Source organism: Mycolicibacterium canariasense (genome assembly GCF_002101555.1).
In the GTDB taxonomy this organism is placed as follows: Bacteria; Actinomycetota; Actinomycetes; order Mycobacteriales; family Mycobacteriaceae; genus Mycobacterium; species Mycobacterium canariasense.
In genome coordinates, this window is record NZ_LQOL01000066.1 from 13,825 (window position 1) to 28,359 (window position 14,535).

The window sequence follows — 14,535 nt, forward strand, 5'->3', positions numbered from 1 at the left end:
GTCCATGTCGCGGGCGACGAGAATGCCCCCACCTCCGGAGCCTCTACGTACGAGGTCCCCACCCACGAGGTCCCCACCCACGAGATATTGGTCATCGGGGCTGGATTCTCCGGGATCGGGGTGGGCATCAAGCTGCTGAAGGAAGGTTTCTCAGACTTCCTCATCGTTGATGAGGCCCAAGGGGTGGGTGGAACCTGGTACTGGAATACCTACCCGGGGATTGCAGTAGACATTCCGTCATATAGTTACCAATTCTCCTTTGAGAAACGCCCGTCGTGGTCACGTACCTATGCGCCGGGGATCGAACTGAAGAACTACGCGAAGCATTGCGTGGAAAAATATGGCCTCGCGTCGCGCATCCGCTTCGGAGTCACGGTTGTGAGGGCTGAGTTCGACGAAGAATCGACATTGTGGCGTTTGTTCACCTCGACAGATGAGGAACTGACAGCCAGGTTCGTCATCAATGCCTCCGGGGTTCTCACGCGACCAAAAACGCCGGACATACCGGGGGTCGGGGACTTCGGCGGGGTCACGATGCACACGTCGCGCTGGGACCACCAGCAGACCCTCACCGGAAAGAGGGTCGCCGTCATCGGGACGGGCGCCTCGGCGGTGCAACTGATCCCCTCGATAGCCAAGGACGTGGACACACTCACCGTCTTTCAGCGCACCCCGATATGGTGTCTACCGAAATTCGACTTCGCGGTGCCCCGCCCGCTGAGTGCTCTTCTCCGGCTCGCACCCGGAGCGCAGATCGCCGCGCGGGCAGCCAGCCAGGCGTTTGTCGAACTCACCTTTCCCGTCGCAGCGCACTTCCATACCGCCATACCGCTGGCGTCGGCGATCGAGCGTGCAGCGATCAGCTACATGCGTCGGCAGGTCACAGACCCGGTCGTTCGGGATAAGCTGACACCGCGCTACGCGCTGGGCTGCAAGCGGCCAAGCTTTCACAACGAATATCTCAAGACGTTCAACCGCGGCAACGTCCATCTTGAAACCAACCCCATCACCCGGGTGGATGAGACCGCGGTAATTACGGCCGATGGCGCCAGACACGAGATCGACGTGCTCGTGCTGGCAACGGGATTCAAGGTCATGGAATCGGACAGCATGCCCACCTACTCGCTCAGAGGTGTCGCCGGCCGAGACCAGGCACAGTGGTGGGACGAGAACCGACTCCAGGCATATGAGGGCGTCAGCGTGCCAGGATTCCCGAACCATTTCTCAGTGTTTGGCCCGTACGGATACAACGGCTCGTCCTACTTCGCACTCATCGAGGCACAGGCGGGTCACATTCTCCGTTGCCTCCGGCAGGCCAGGACGGCCGGCTCGAACTACGTCGAGGTACGCGAGGAGGCGAATCAACGCTTCTTCGCGGAGATGCTGGCACGGCGGCATACGCAGGTCTTCTGGCAGGACAGCTGCGCGGGCGCGAACAGCTATTACTTCGACAAGCATGGGGACGTGCCTCTGCGTCCGACGACGACGGTCGAGTCGATCTGGCGCAGTCGACGATTCGACCTGGCCGACTACCGTTTCGAACGACGACCGGCGAAAAAGGCGGACACTGCCCCACAGAAGGTGGTCACCGCCGGATGAGTTCACCTGCCAGGCCGAATCCGAGCATGGCGAGCCACCTGGTCGCGGCAACGGCGCGAGGCGTTCTTCGACCTCTCACGCAGGTGATTCCGGCCAACGAGCATGGCTTCGCGGTCATGGACCGCGTGCTACGGGGAACACTCGTGGTGTCGCGGCCAAGGCGCGCAATCAGTGTCGAGAAGGTAGACACGCCCTTCGCCGGTGAACGTGTGCGAGGCGACTGGGTCAAGGCGGCCAACGTGGCCTCGGATGCTCCGCCGATTCTTTATATACACGGCGGCGCATTTTCTATGTGCTCTCCCGAGACCCACCGTGGCCTCATCAGCGAACTGTCCGCGGCCGCCCGCAGGCCGGTATTTGCCGTGCGCTATCGATTGGTCCCGAAATATCCCTTCCCGGCGGCCGCAGATGATGCACTGATCGCTTATCGATGGTTGACAGAGGGAAGCGCGATCACCGCGTCTTCTGGCACGGTGGCGCTCGCCGGAGATTCCGCAGGCGGCCAGCTTGCTGCGGCGACGGCGCTTGGCGCTCGGGAACATCGACTGCCGACGCCGGATGCCATGCTGCTGATGTCGCCGGTGCTGGATTTGACATGTCAACTTGCGATGGACCGTGATCTGCGCAGACGGGACCCCTTTGCGTCCGCCATCTCTGCGTCGAGAACAATGGGTCTGTACGTGGCGGGCGCCGATCCAGCCGACCCGAGGATAAGCGTGCTCGATGCTGATCTCACGGACATGCCACCAACTTTGATTCAGGTCGGCGGACGAGAGATGTTGCTCGACGACTCCAGAGTCTTTGCCAAACGTCTGCAAACTGCAGGGGTCTCCTCGCAGTTGCAAGTTTTCCGCGGCCAGATCCATGTCTTCCAGGCGATGTTTCGCCTACTGCCAGAAGCGCGTGAGGCCCTCAGGCTCGGTGGCGAGTTCTTGGCTACTTCGGCCACCGTCCGTTGACAGCGTCCCTGCGCACGCCTTGACCACGAGGCGCCCCAGCACGAAGGTTGTATGAGCTAACGATGAAACCCGTGAAACTTGAACAAACCCAGGACAATCCCCCTGGTAACCCCTCGATCGTCATCATCGGCGCCGGCTTCGCCGGAATTACCCTGGCACTCCGCCTCACACGCGCGGGGTTCGACAGGGTCCTCATCGTCGAAAAGGGCGATGGTGTCGGGGGAGTCTGGCGGGAGAACACCTACCCGGGGGCGGCCTGTGATGTCCCGTCGCAGCTGTACTCGATCTCCTCGGCGCCAAATCCCACGTGGGGCCGGCGTTACGCGGAACAACGCGACATCCTCGCCTACCTTCGCCGCGTCGTCGACGAAAGTGGATTGCTGCCCCTCCTTCGGACGAAGACCGAAGTCGCCAAGGCAGCCTTCGATGAGCGCTCGAACACATGGCGTCTGACCACGACTTCCAACGAAGAATTGGAGTGTGATGTCGTCATTTCGGCCGTGGGACAGCTGTCGCGCCCTTCGATCCCGAACATTCCTGGAATGTCGGGGTTCGCGGGCCCGTCGTTTCATTCCGCCAATTGGGACCACGATCTGAATCTCAGCGGCAAGCGCATTGCGGTCGTCGGCACTGGCGCAAGTGCGGTGCAATTCGTCCCGGTGGTCGCTGCATGCGCCGCGCACTTGGATGTTTTCCAACGGTCAGCCCCATGGGTGCTGCCCAAATTCGATCGTCAGTACGGTGGGCGGCATCACCAACTGCTGCGCAAGTTACCCATTCTGCGGCTCAGCGAACGTCTGATGATCTGGACGATATTCGAGTTCTTGGCGTTGGCACTCGTCGATGCGAAGCCAGTGGCGCGAGTCCTTGGCGGCGTCGCCCTCAGGCACCTAGGTCGCCAGGTGCACGACGCGCGGCTGCGTTCCCAACTGACACCGGACTATGCGCCCGGATGCAAGAGGATCCTGTTCTCCAGCGACTACTACCCCGCACTCGCCCGTCCCAACGTCGCACTGGTGACCGACGATATTGAGGCAGTAGAACCCGGCGGAATTCGCACGGTGGACGGCGAATTCCATGCCGCCGACGTCATCATCTACGGCACCGGCTTTAGTGCCACCGAGTTTCTTTCCCCGATGGAGGTCCACGGCCGTTCGGACCGAACATTGTCGGACGTGTGGGCAGATGGCGCGCACGCCTACTACGGCCTGTCGGTGCCAGATTTCCCGAATTTCCTCATGATGTACGGGCCGAACACCAACGTGGGATCCGGGTCGATTGTCTACATGCTCGAGTCGCAGGCCCGACACATCGTCAGGTTGATGAAGGTTCTCCGTGCCCATCCGCGAAGTGTCATCGAGGTGCGTGCCGACGTGGAGAAGCGCTTCAACGACCGGTTGGGTCGCCGCCTGGACAAATCCGTGTGGACTATGTGCACGAGCTGGTATCGCTCGGCGCGCGGTTCGATATCCACCAACTGGCCCAGCCCGACCTTCCTGTATCGCCTTCGTGCGCGCAGGCCGAAGCGGCGCGCTTACGTCCTGTCGCGTCCCGCGCCCGCGAACTCGTCGCGCAGGGGGACACCCGAGCCGGCCAACACCCATCTGGCCGACATGCCCTATGCCCCCAGCGGGGCCGATAGCGTCGACTAGTGGCGGCTCTGTTCAGTGACGGGTATCCGAGGACGGCGGGGAGTCGCTGACATTCGAGCGGCAACTGTGATCGCCGTTGACAGGGTGGTCACCGGTGTAAACGATGGGTGAAATCCTTCCGATAATGCGAGAAACAACATCAAGGGGGCACTCGATGACCAAATCGCCGTCCGGTTCGGCAAGCAAGTCCCGTGACCGTCTGTCGTCGGTACTACTGAATCCCCTCCCGCAGCGCGTCGAGCGCGCTATCCAGGAGGTGAGTCGACGATGGCCGGTTCGCGAACTTGCCGCGCCGCCGACAGGTAGCGGATTGAAGCCAGTTATCGGCGATCAGGGATTGCCTCTCGTTGGCCACACACTGGACTACATTCGCTTCGGCTCTGACCTCAGTAGAGAGCGGTACGAGAGATTTGGTTCGGTCTCGTGGATGGGGGCGTTTGGCACCAAGATGGTCGTCATTGCGGGACCGCAGGCAACTCAAGAAGCACTCACCACCAAAGCCAAGGCTTTCTCGCAAGATGGTTGGGGTTTTCTCATCGATGCGTTCTTTCATCGGGGGCTGATGCTGATGAGCTTCGATGAGCATCTGATGCATCGGCGAATCATGCAGGAGGCGTTCACACGTCCGCGACTAACCGGTTATGTCAAGCAGGTCGGGCCATCGGTTCGTTCTAGCGTACCGAAGTGGCCGACCGGTTCGGGTGTCCGCTTGTATCCCCTGTTGAAGGATTTGACGCTCAACGTGGCAACCGATGTGTTCATGGGCGGCCGCGGGAAAGAGGACAGCCGTTCAGTAAATCGAGCCTTTGTAGCAACCGTCCGCGCTGCCAGTGCGATCGTGCGTGCTCCTCTGCCCGGGACGCGGTACCGCGCCGGAGTGCGCGGTCGCCGGTTGCTGGAGGCGTACTTCGCCCGGCACTTACCGGCGGCACGCTCGGGGCAGAATGATGATTTATTCGCCGCGCTATGTGAGGCGCGCGCCGAGGACGGCGAACGCTTCACTGATGCGGACATCATAAATCACATGATCTTTCTGATGATGGCCGCTCATGACACGTCAACGATCACCACTGCCGCTGTGGCGTACTTCTTGGCGAAGAATCCTGAATGGCAGGATCGACTTCGTGCTGAGTCTGACCGTCTAGGCGACGATCTGCCGGACATTGAGGACCTGGAGGGGCTCACGGCGATGGACTTGGTCATCAAGGAGTCGCTCAGACTAGTTGCACCGGTACCGTTGGTTATGCGTAAGACGGTGACCGACACCGCAATTGATGGCTACTACGTCCCCTCCGGAGTGCTTGTCGCCATCACGCCTGCGGTCAACCACTTTGCGCCCACAGTGTGGACCGAGCCGGACCGGTTTGACCCAACGCGATTCGAGCCGCCACGGCGCGAGGATCACGCCCACCGCTTCGCCTGGCTTCCGTTCGGAGGAGGCGCGCACAAGTGCATCGGGATGCACTTCGGCACCTTGGAGGTGAAGGCAATACTGCACGAGATGCTGCGGGAATTCACCTGGAGTCTGGATGACGGCTACCGCGTTCGGTGGGACAATACGTCCCTGCCTGTCCCTGTCGACGGCCTACCTATTACGTTGTGTCGCCGATGATATCTAGGTCATTCCACGAGACTTTTGAGTGCTTGGCCGAGCACATCGCCCTCACAGGGCGCCGGCAGAATCGACGCAGTCCTCCAAGTGGCCTCGGAGATCCTCAACAAACCCCGGCGAACCGTAGTCGGCAAACCTACGCAAACTGCCGGAAAGGATGGTCATGCTAGAACCATCAACAGCCGTCGTCACAGGAGCAGGTCGAGGGATTGGTCTGGAGATCGCGAGACAACTCGCCGCTGCCGGTCACAAGGTTTTGCTCACGGATGTCGATGGCGACGCGGCGGAGCGCGCTGCCACCGAGGTCGGCGGTGGCGCTTGGAGCGCCACGCACGACGTACGAGATCCGTCGGGTCATCGGGAAGTCGCTGCTCAGGCTTTAGCCGCTGGCCCTCTGGCGGTGTGGGTAAACAACGCTGGGATCCTAATCGCGGGTAACAGCTGGAGTCACAGCGATGCCGAGATTGCGTCGATCCTCGATGTAAATGTACGAGGTGTCGTTGCCGGGTCACACGCGGCAGTTGCCGCCATGGGCGCAGGTGGGGGTGCGATCCTCAACATCGCGTCGCTCTCGGCTCTGGCCCCCATCCCTGGACTCGCGATGTACGCAGCCACTAAAGCCGCCGTATTGTCGTTCACCACATCGCTGCAAGGCGATCTTGACCATGCGGGATTGCAAATCCGTGCCCGGGCGCTATGCCCCGACGTGGTGAGTACGAAAATGGTCACCGACCGAGTCGCCGACCCTGGGGCGGCGCTACTGTTCGCCGGACCTCGTCCAATGGATGCGGCGGCCGTGGCCCGCGCAGGACTCGAGTTGCTGGAGAGTCGCCAGATATTCCGGGTAGTTCCTCGGTGGCGCGGCGTAGTTGCGCGCACTAGCGATGCTGCGCCGTCGCTCGGGTTGAAAGCTTTCGCGTTGATGCGCGGCGTTGGTGAGCGGCGCCAACGCAATCATCGTTGATGGCGGTGTCTAAGACGGAGGGTTTAGCGTGGGGAGGCTCGAGTTGTACCTGATGAGGTTTTCGGTTCGCAGAGTGGTAAGTGGGGATCAAGCTGGAATCCCAGTTCCTGCAGCCTGTCATTGATTATCAACCAGGTTTGCCGTGTCAATCGAACGACGAGTTCGTCACGAGTGGAGTCGCGATGGTCCAGCCACCATAGGACCGAAGCGTCCATCAGGCCCATGATGGCGGCGACATTGCGGTCTGCCGCCTCTGAGTCCTCGCCGTAGCGAGGAAAGTAACGGGCACCCGCGACGGCGAGTTCGGAGGCGAATGCACTGGTGCCGGGCGAGGTTTTCTCGGTGCTGCGCCGATAGTGTCGGTTCACCAAGAACCGATAGAGGTTGGGGTGTTCGTCAGCCCATATGACGTGCTGTGTGACCGGCGCGCGAATCACGTCTAGCGGTGATCCCTGCACATCCAGAGTTAGGCGAATCTTTGCAGTGAGTTCGCGGTGGACGTGGCGGGCGACGGCCAGATCGAGTTCTTCTTTACTTGCGAAGTGGCGGTAAAAGTGCGTGCGGACTAAACCGGCCTTGTCTGCGATCTGGCCGGTGAGTGCGTGGGGTCCGTTGTCTTCGATTGCGCTGAGCGCTGCTTCGATGATCTGTTCACGACGTAGTTCGCGGCCTGGCAACTTACTGGTTGCACGGCGTCCCGCTGTGGTGTCCGCCCATTGCTTTCGCTCCACGATGCTCACCGTAGCGCCCCGCGCTCTGGAAAGTTCTGGGTACGTGTTGTACCCAGTGTCCGTTTCGTGGTACACCATGTACCCATAAGCGTGTAGCGAGACCCATTGCGGGATCGGTGCGCAAGTAATAACAGTGAGGACTCTCTAATGGCAGCCAATCGCTCTAGCTGGATGGACGACGACCTCGATGCACTCCGCGATTTGGCGCGCACGTTCTGTGAGAAGGAGATCGCGCCGCACAGTGCCCGCTTCATCGAGCAGCACCACGTGGATCGAGACCTGTGGACCCGGGCGGGTGATCTGGGGTTGCTGTGCATGTCAATCCCCGAACAGTACGGCGGAGGTGGTGGAACATTCGCCCATGAGGCGGTCTTGATCGAGGAACAGGCCCGCATCGGTGATTCAGCATGGGGTGCGGCGCTGCATAGCGGAATCGTCGCCCACTACCTGCTCGAGTATGGCACCGACGAGCAGAAGGAACGTTTTCTGCCCCGACTGGCAACTGGTGAGATGGTTGGCGCGATTGCGATGACGGAGCCAGGCACGGGCTCCGATCTCCAATCTGTTACGACCAAGGCACTGCGCGTTGGAGACGAATACGTTGTCAACGGTTCCAAGACATTCATCACCAATGGCGCTCAGGCCGACTTGATCATCGTCGTCGCCAAGACCGACCCGACTGCCGGAGCTAACGGAATCTCGTTGGTGTTGGTCGAAGGCGATCGGCCGGGCTTCCGGCGGGGTCGGGTGTTGGACAAGGTCGGTCAGCGCGGCCAGGACACCTCCGAGCTCTATTTCGAAGACGTGCACATTCCCGTAGAGAACCTCCTGGGTACGACTGAAGGACTGGGATTCATTCAGTTGATGCAGCAACTTCCCCAAGAGCGATTGATCCTTGCGCTTGGTGCAGTGACAGTACTAGAAACAGCGCTCGAGTTCACTGTTGAATACACCAAGGATCGGCATGCCTTCGGCAAGCCTGTCTTCGCCTTCCAAAACACCAAGTTCAAACTTGCCGAGGTCGCCACCGATGCCCATATCAGCCGCGTTTTCATCGACGACTGCGTCGCCCGCCATCTGCGCGGTGAACTCGACATCCCCACTGTCGCGATGGCGAAGTGGTGGACTACTGAGCGTGCGATGGTCGCCCTTGATGACTGCTTGCAGCTCCACGGCGGCTACGGCTATATGACCGAGTATCCCATCGGCAGGATGTGGGCCGATGCTCGCGTTCAGAAGATCTACGGTGGGACAAACGAGATTATGAAGGAGATCATTGCTCGGTCGCTTTAGATCGAATTCGACCGCTAGATTGGTTACGAGGGGCCGCGATAGCGAGGTGGCGTTCGGCTTATCAAGTAGGTCTTGACTTGTTCATTAGGCGGGCGCTAGTGAGCTCGATTCAAACGGGGTACTCAGCCGCCTGGGCGCGCCTCACCCGCGACAGGTTGACCTTGCTGCTGACGCCCTTCAGACGGTATGCGCCGGCGGACGACCACCGGAGGCCTGCGTCGTCGTCGACGATCGCCCGCGTCGAGTCCGCCACCAACACTGCCCCTGGCCGCGCCGCCGCGCTCACTCGGCTGGCCAGGTTCACGGGGTTGCCGAACCAGTCGCCCGCCCGCGAGACCGCTGACCCGGACGCCACGCCAATCCTCAAGGAAGGCAGGTCGTTTGCCGACGCGCTGTCGACCAGGTCCAGCATCGTCGTTACCAGCGGCGTCGGTTGTGACGAGACCAGCATGACCGCGTCCCCGATGGATTTTACGAATCTCACCGGTGGGTTGGCTGCATCGCGCGCAGCAGTCGCAAGTCGATTCGCGAGCCTCTCCAAATCGTCGGGCTGAAGCTTTTCGCCCAATTCGGTAAGCCCCACCACGTCGGCGAATGCAACGGTTATCTCGCGCGCTTCCGGCAGCCGTCCTGCTGCTCGTTCTGCGGCGGTGATCGCCTCTGCCTCCAACGAACTGCGGAGACTCATGAGGAAAAGTTCGCCAACCGCGGATAACAAGTCTGGCCTCGCTCGTCGTGCGAACTCTTGGAGGGCGTCAGCGAGTTGGATCTCGCTCCCCCCCCCCCGGAACAAGCAACATGTTCAGCACGAAGTCACGCATCATCTCTGTGGCCTGCCCGATGCCTGCCGTGAGGGCCCGCAATATGGCGACTGTTTCGTCTGGATTAACGCCCATGTCGATGAAGTGTCGTGCGCGTGCGATTGCGTCACCGTCGGCACGAAGCAGTTCCGCGTTGCAGGGGTCTTCCGGTCGAGGGAGGCCGGCAGCATCGAGCAGCCGTGTGAGGAGCTCTGGGTCCATTCCGGTTTCTGTGCTCAGCTCGCGCAGAGAGATGTACCGCCCCTCATCACCCAGTACGCGGCTGGTAGGAAGCAGGAGAGGGGTTGGAGCCGCCAGTCGGATTTGATCAGTCGTGAAGCCCTGGGCATGCAGCCAGGCAATAAGATCAGTCCTCTCCTGGCGGCTGTTGCCCTCGAGACCGTCGAGCAGACCATACTGAGCGAAGTCGTCTTCGTGTGTTGCTGACACCCTCAGAATGTCCCTAGTGCTGCGGCGTGCCAGGACGAGGACAGGATCGAGCAGTGGTCACGGCACCCATCTGGTAGCTAGACGCGGGGACGCCGAGCACGGCGTGACCCATCGCAACGAGCAGCGCAGAGGTCTGTTCGGGAGCCAGGCCAGTGCCGCGGTAGTGCAAGATCGATTGAATGGCTCCGATCGCTCCATGAACCATCGCCCGAAGTTCAATCTCATCGACCGCGGGCCGCAATTCTCCGACGAGGTGTACCCACTCTTCTAGATAGAGTCGCTGCTTTCGGCGCAACCGGCTCTGGTGCTGATCCGACAGATTGTGCACTTCGCGGTAATACACCATTGCCAGCTCGCGTTGATCCATTACCAAGGCGACTTGGTCTGACACCAGCAGGGTCAGCGCCTCCGCCTCGTCGCGGGACTGCTCGACGATCGCCGTCGCACGCTTAAGGAGTTTGTCCACCACTCGCTCGAAGAGGGCCGCCAGTAGATCGCTCTTACTGTTGAAATGGCGATAGATGGCCGGCCCGACAACCCCTGATGCAACGCCGATGTCGGCCATGGAGACAGCGTGGTAGCCCCGCTCGGCAATCAACTCGGTGGCAGAGGCGAGAATCCGTTCCCGACGTTCGCCGCCGACCCGGGTACGTCCGGCAACGACCACCTTGTTCACTACTACCTTCCTTCGCTCGCAACCAGGGCTCGCGCAGCACTGCAGCGCCGGGAGCTACACTACGAACGTTAACACCTGCTCACAATCCCAGGTTGAGTTGAAATGTAGACGCCCAGTGGCAGGTGGCTGGCGCCTGCGCGTGTGATCCCCATTCGTGGATGTGCCCGCTCATTGGCCAAGATCGGCAACCGCGTGGGCAGATCGCTGCGCCCTCTTTGGATGTCCAGTTCGGCAAGGAACTGGACAAAGCCATCTCTCCGTCTGCCGGACGCTGTTGGCGTCATCCGATCGTCATCACATCGTTCGGCAACACGGCTTTGGCAAAGGGGCTACGTCAAGCAGCAGGCAGAGGACGGCGACTTGATTGGCGATACGTCGACAGAGTGGCCCGGCTACTCCAAATTCGGGATTTGTCAGGTCGCGCCGACAAGGGATTGCGGTATGTCCACGATGCGGGAGCGCAGGTACTCGCACAAGCCCTTCGCCTGGGCATCCGGCCGGGTCGAGGATGCCACGCCTTCCCCCAGCAGCCCGTGCACCACAACGTTGAGCGCACGCAGGTTGGGCAGCTCGAATCGCTCTATGCGCAGCTGCGCAGCCTCCGGGCCGAGCAGCCCGCGCAGTCGCTCGACGGTTAAGTGCTCGCGCACCCAGGCATAGCCGGCGTCGTCGCGGGCCCAGAGACCAATATTGGCGTTGCCGCCCTTGTCGCCGGACCGCGCGCCCAGAACCGCGCCCAGCGGCGCGCGGCATGTCGGCTCGGTCGGCGGCGCGGCTGCCGCGCTGCCCCGGACCTTCGCGGCCGGCACGCTACCGGTCGGCGGATCGGCGATCCTCCGGCGCTCACCGTTGGGCAGCACCACGACCTGCGTCACGCTCGACCGGGGCACGGTCGCTGGGCGATACACGCCGAACACTGACTCCGACGTGGGTGGCGTGGTGGTGTGGAAGCCGGCATACCCGGCCAGAGCGATCTCCATGATTGCGCTCGAGAACGCCCGGCCGACCTTGCGCGGGTCGGTGTCCTTGACCGTGATCCGCAAGTGCGCGCACGCCTGGTCGTTGGTGGGGGCGTCCGGTGTGTCGAAACGCAGAAACCGGACGTCGACCTCGGCGAAGGATCCCCGGCCGCCGAGGATGTCGAACAGCTGCTGCTGCGCGAACGCGGCTTTCGCCTCCAGGTCCAAGCCGGTGAGCACCATCGTCATGGTGTTCCGGTAGCCCCCGACCTCGTTCAGCGCCACCTTGAGCGTCTCCGGTGGCGGGCTGCCGGTGACACCCGTGATCGCCACCCGGTGCTCGGCCTGCTGGGCCAGCGAGATCGTGTCGAAGTGAGTCACCACGTCGGGCCCCAGATAGGCCGGCTCGGCGATCTCGTAGAGCAGCTGGGCGGTGACCGTACCGACCGACACCAGCCCCCCGGTGTCGGCGTGCTTGGTGATCACCGACGAGCCGTCGGCCGCCACCTCCGCGATCGGGAAGCCCGGGTAGCGACGGTCGGTGATCTCGTCGAGGAAGGCGTAGTTGCCGCCCGTGGCCTGTGGTCCGCATTCGATGACGTGGCCGGCCACGACGGCACCGGCGAGCCGGTCCCAGTCGGTGCGCTCCCACCCGTGCCACCAGGCGGCCGGGCCGACGACCAGCGAGGCGTCTGTCACCCGTCCGGTGACGACGACGTCGGCGCCCGCACCCAGCGCTTCGGCGATACCCCAACCCCCGAGGTAGGCGTTGGCCGAGACCGGCTTGACCTCACCGACCGCAGGGGTGATCGCGGAGAGGTTCCCGCGCAAGTCGTCACCTTCGATGTGGGCGATCCGGACGGTGATACCGAGCCGGTCCGCAAGCTCGCGCAATCTGACGGCCAGCCCGGCCGGGTTGAGCCCACCGGCGTTGGCCACGATCTTGATACCGCGGTCGGAACAGGTGCCCAACACCTGCTCCATCTGGGTCAGGAACGTGCGCGCGTAACCGCCCGCCGGATCCTTCGCCTGGGCCTTCGCCAGGATGAGCATCGTCAGTTCAGCGAGGTAGTCCCCGCACAGCACGTCGATGCTCTGCTCGCCCGTCCCGCCCTCGACCATCTCCCGCGCCGCGGCGATCCGGTCGCCGTAGAAGCCCGAGCAATTTCCGATGCGTACCGGGTCCCTCACGACACACCTCCGTCGAACTGTCCTGCGGTGCGCCCGCCACCGGGAGGTCCGGCGAAGGCCTGCGCGATGGAGAGCCACTGTTCGGCGAGCGGACCGGTGACGTGCAGTGCGGTGTCGTCGCGATGCCTGCGCTGGGTGACGAGCAGGCAGAAGTCGTGCGCAGTGCCGGTGACCCGGTTGGGCACGCCGTCGGGGCCCCAGGTCCACAGCGTGCCCCCCGGTGCGGTGAGCTCGACACGGACGGGTTCCTCGGGCACCTCCAGGCCGTTGGCCATGTAGCTGAACGCCCGCGCTCCCACGCCGATGTGGGCGACGTGGCGCAACCGGGCCGAGGGCACACGGGTCACTCCCAGCGCGTCGGCGATGTCCTGACCGTGCGCCCAGGTCTCCATGATCCGCGCGGTCAGCGAGGAAGCCGCGCTCATAGGGAGGCCGAACCACGGCACCCGCATCGAGGGGTCGATCGCTGCGAAGGCAGCGACGAGGGCGCGGCGCGCGCCGTCGAACCAGGACAGCAGCTCCGCTGTCGGCATCGGCCGGTAGCGCTCGGCGATGGTGTCCGGGGAGATCCGGCCGTCGGCGAGCATGGGCAGCACCTCGGCCGTGAACCCTTCGGGGTCGGTGGCTGAGCGCACCGCGGCGTCGTCGAAGAACGCAAGATGGCTGATCTGATCGCGGACCGCCCAGCCTGCCGCGGGGGTGGGCGCGTCCCACCCGGCTTGCCCCTCGGGCAGCTCGGCGATCAGTGACCACAGCTCGGCCGTTTCCGCCCCGATGTCGGTGATCAAGGACTCCATCGGCACGGCCACGTCTAACGTCCCTTCCAAACCGGTGTGCGCTTCTCGCGGAACGCGGCGGGACCCTCTAGCGCGTCGGCGCTGAGGTACACCGGCTCCCATATCTGGTCGGCGTGGGCGTAGGCCTCCGTCAGGTGGTGCGCTGCGGAGAGGTATACGGTCTTTTTTGCCGCGAGTACGGACAGCGGTGCGTTGGAAGCGATCCGCAGGGCGATCTCCTGAACTCGTACCCGCAGCTCCGCTGCGGGCACGACCTCGTTCACCATGCCTACCTCGCGGGCGCGCTCGGCAGTGATCGGGTCGCCGGTCATCAAAATCTGCAGCGCAATCCGCGGCGGCAGCAGCCACGACAGCGGGACAGCCCATGGCGAGCCGCGGCCTACCTTGACCTCGCTGACCGCGAACCTGGCGTGCTCGGCTGCGATGACGAGGTCGCACTGCTGGGCCAGTAGGAATCCGCCGGCGAAGGCGACGCCGTTCACCGCGGCGATGGTCGGCTTGGCGACCTGGATGTTGCGCCCGAATTGCGGCGCGAAGTCTGGCGGCGGAACCGTGAGCGCCGTCTCCGCCATCTCTTTAAGGTCCCCTCCGGCGCAGAACGCCTTATCGCCTGCCCCGGTCAGCACCAGAACCTTGGCGGAGTCGTCGGCGTTGAAGCGGTGAACGCTGTGGAACAGTCCCTGCCGGACCGCCCCGTTGAGCGCGTTCCGTGCCTCGGGGCGATTGATCGTCAACCAGGCCACCCCGTCGACGACCTCGTAGGTGATCGCTTCCTCGCTCATCAATCCCCGTCCTGATCGGCACCCGCCCTCCCGATGTGAGGGCTCGTTCACTCGCAGTACGTTACCCGGC

The 14,535-nt window shown here is 63.0% G+C and carries 11 protein-coding genes and 1 pseudogene; 6 read left to right on the forward strand and 6 right to left on the reverse strand.

The features are described from left to right. Window positions 1–84: 84 nt before the first annotated feature. The 5 genes from AWB94_RS23575 (at window position 85) to AWB94_RS23595 (ending at window position 6,786) form a co-directional block, all read left to right on the forward strand. The gene (locus tag AWB94_RS23575; protein ID WP_043985121.1) at window positions 85–1,599 is read left to right on the forward strand and encodes a flavin-containing monooxygenase; all 1,515 of its coding nucleotides are present in this window, start codon (window positions 85–87) and stop codon (window positions 1,597–1,599) included. Then, window positions 1,596–2,558: an alpha/beta hydrolase gene (locus tag AWB94_RS23580; RefSeq protein WP_062655123.1), complete on the forward strand. Its 963-nt coding sequence runs from the start codon at window positions 1,596–1,598 to the stop codon at window positions 2,556–2,558. Before AWB94_RS23575 ends, AWB94_RS23580 begins: the two co-directional genes overlap by 4 nt. A gap of 62 nt (window positions 2,559–2,620) precedes the next feature. Continuing rightward, complete coding sequence (locus tag AWB94_RS23585) at window positions 2,621–4,210, forward strand: flavin-containing monooxygenase (RefSeq protein ID WP_043985033.1); 1,590 nt, start codon at window positions 2,621–2,623, stop codon at window positions 4,208–4,210. Window positions 4,211–4,364: 154 nt separating this feature from the next. Continuing rightward, entirely contained in the window at window positions 4,365–5,822 is a 1,458-nt protein-coding gene (locus AWB94_RS23590) for a cytochrome P450 (RefSeq protein WP_043985034.1), read from the forward strand. A gap of 163 nt (window positions 5,823–5,985) precedes the next feature. After that, complete coding sequence (locus tag AWB94_RS23595) at window positions 5,986–6,786, forward strand: SDR family NAD(P)-dependent oxidoreductase (RefSeq protein ID WP_234711385.1); 801 nt, start codon at window positions 5,986–5,988, stop codon at window positions 6,784–6,786. A gap of 23 nt (window positions 6,787–6,809) precedes the next feature. On the opposite strand, the gene AWB94_RS23600 is transcribed toward AWB94_RS23595, so the two are convergent. Next, window positions 6,810–7,526, reverse strand: a complete 717-nt coding sequence (locus AWB94_RS23600; protein ID WP_234711386.1) for a TetR/AcrR family transcriptional regulator — start codon at window positions 7,524–7,526, stop codon at window positions 6,810–6,812. Window positions 7,527–7,664: 138 nt separating this feature from the next. On the opposite strand from AWB94_RS23600, the gene AWB94_RS23605 reads away from it, so the two are divergent. Next, the gene (locus tag AWB94_RS23605) at window positions 7,665–8,810 is read left to right on the forward strand and encodes an acyl-CoA dehydrogenase family protein (protein ID WP_043985036.1); all 1,146 of its coding nucleotides are present in this window, start codon (window positions 7,665–7,667) and stop codon (window positions 8,808–8,810) included. Window positions 8,811–8,919: 109 nt separating this feature from the next. On the opposite strand, the pseudogene AWB94_RS36340 reads toward AWB94_RS23605, so the two are convergent. From AWB94_RS36340 to AWB94_RS23630, 5 genes and pseudogenes are all read right to left on the reverse strand, one after another. Continuing rightward, window positions 8,920–10,066, reverse strand: a pseudogene (locus AWB94_RS36340) (adenylate/guanylate cyclase domain-containing protein). Window positions 10,067–10,073: 7 nt separating this feature from the next. Continuing rightward, window positions 10,074–10,736, reverse strand: coding sequence for a TetR/AcrR family transcriptional regulator (locus AWB94_RS23615; RefSeq protein ID WP_062655122.1), 663 nt, complete (start codon window positions 10,734–10,736; stop codon window positions 10,074–10,076). Window positions 10,737–11,149: 413 nt separating this feature from the next. Next, window positions 11,150–12,886 carry an acyclic terpene utilization AtuA family protein gene (locus AWB94_RS23620; protein WP_011895440.1) on the reverse strand — a complete coding sequence of 579 codons (1,737 nt, stop codon included), beginning with the start codon at window positions 12,884–12,886 and terminating at the stop codon, window positions 11,150–11,152. Next, window positions 12,883–13,695: a TIGR03084 family metal-binding protein gene (locus tag AWB94_RS23625; RefSeq protein WP_062655121.1), complete on the reverse strand. Its 813-nt coding sequence runs from the start codon at window positions 13,693–13,695 to the stop codon at window positions 12,883–12,885. Before AWB94_RS23625 ends, AWB94_RS23620 begins: the two co-directional genes overlap by 4 nt. Before the next feature lie 2 nt (window positions 13,696–13,697). Beyond that, window positions 13,698–14,465, reverse strand: a complete 768-nt coding sequence (locus tag AWB94_RS23630; RefSeq protein WP_011895438.1) for an enoyl-CoA hydratase/isomerase family protein — start codon at window positions 14,463–14,465, stop codon at window positions 13,698–13,700. Window positions 14,466–14,535: the final 70 nt, after the last annotated feature.

Excerpts from the sequence above, each read along its gene's own strand:
- AWB94_RS23580 (WP_062655123.1), top strand. The coding sequence starts at position 1,596 with ATGAGTTCACCTGCCAGGCCGAATCCGAGCATGGCGAGCCACCTGGTC.
- AWB94_RS23585 (WP_043985033.1), top strand. The coding sequence starts at position 2,621 with ATGAAACCCGTGAAACTTGAACAAACCCAGGACAATCCCCCTGGTAAC.
- AWB94_RS23590 (WP_043985034.1), top strand. The coding sequence starts at position 4,365 with ATGACCAAATCGCCGTCCGGTTCGGCAAGCAAGTCCCGTGACCGTCTG.
- AWB94_RS23595 (WP_234711385.1), top strand. The coding sequence starts at position 5,986 with ATGCTAGAACCATCAACAGCCGTCGTCACAGGAGCAGGTCGAGGGATT.
- AWB94_RS23605 (WP_043985036.1), top strand. The coding sequence starts at position 7,665 with ATGGCAGCCAATCGCTCTAGCTGGATGGACGACGACCTCGATGCACTC.
- AWB94_RS23630 (WP_011895438.1), bottom strand. The coding sequence starts at position 14,465 with ATGAGCGAGGAAGCGATCACCTACGAGGTCGTCGACGGGGTGGCCTGG.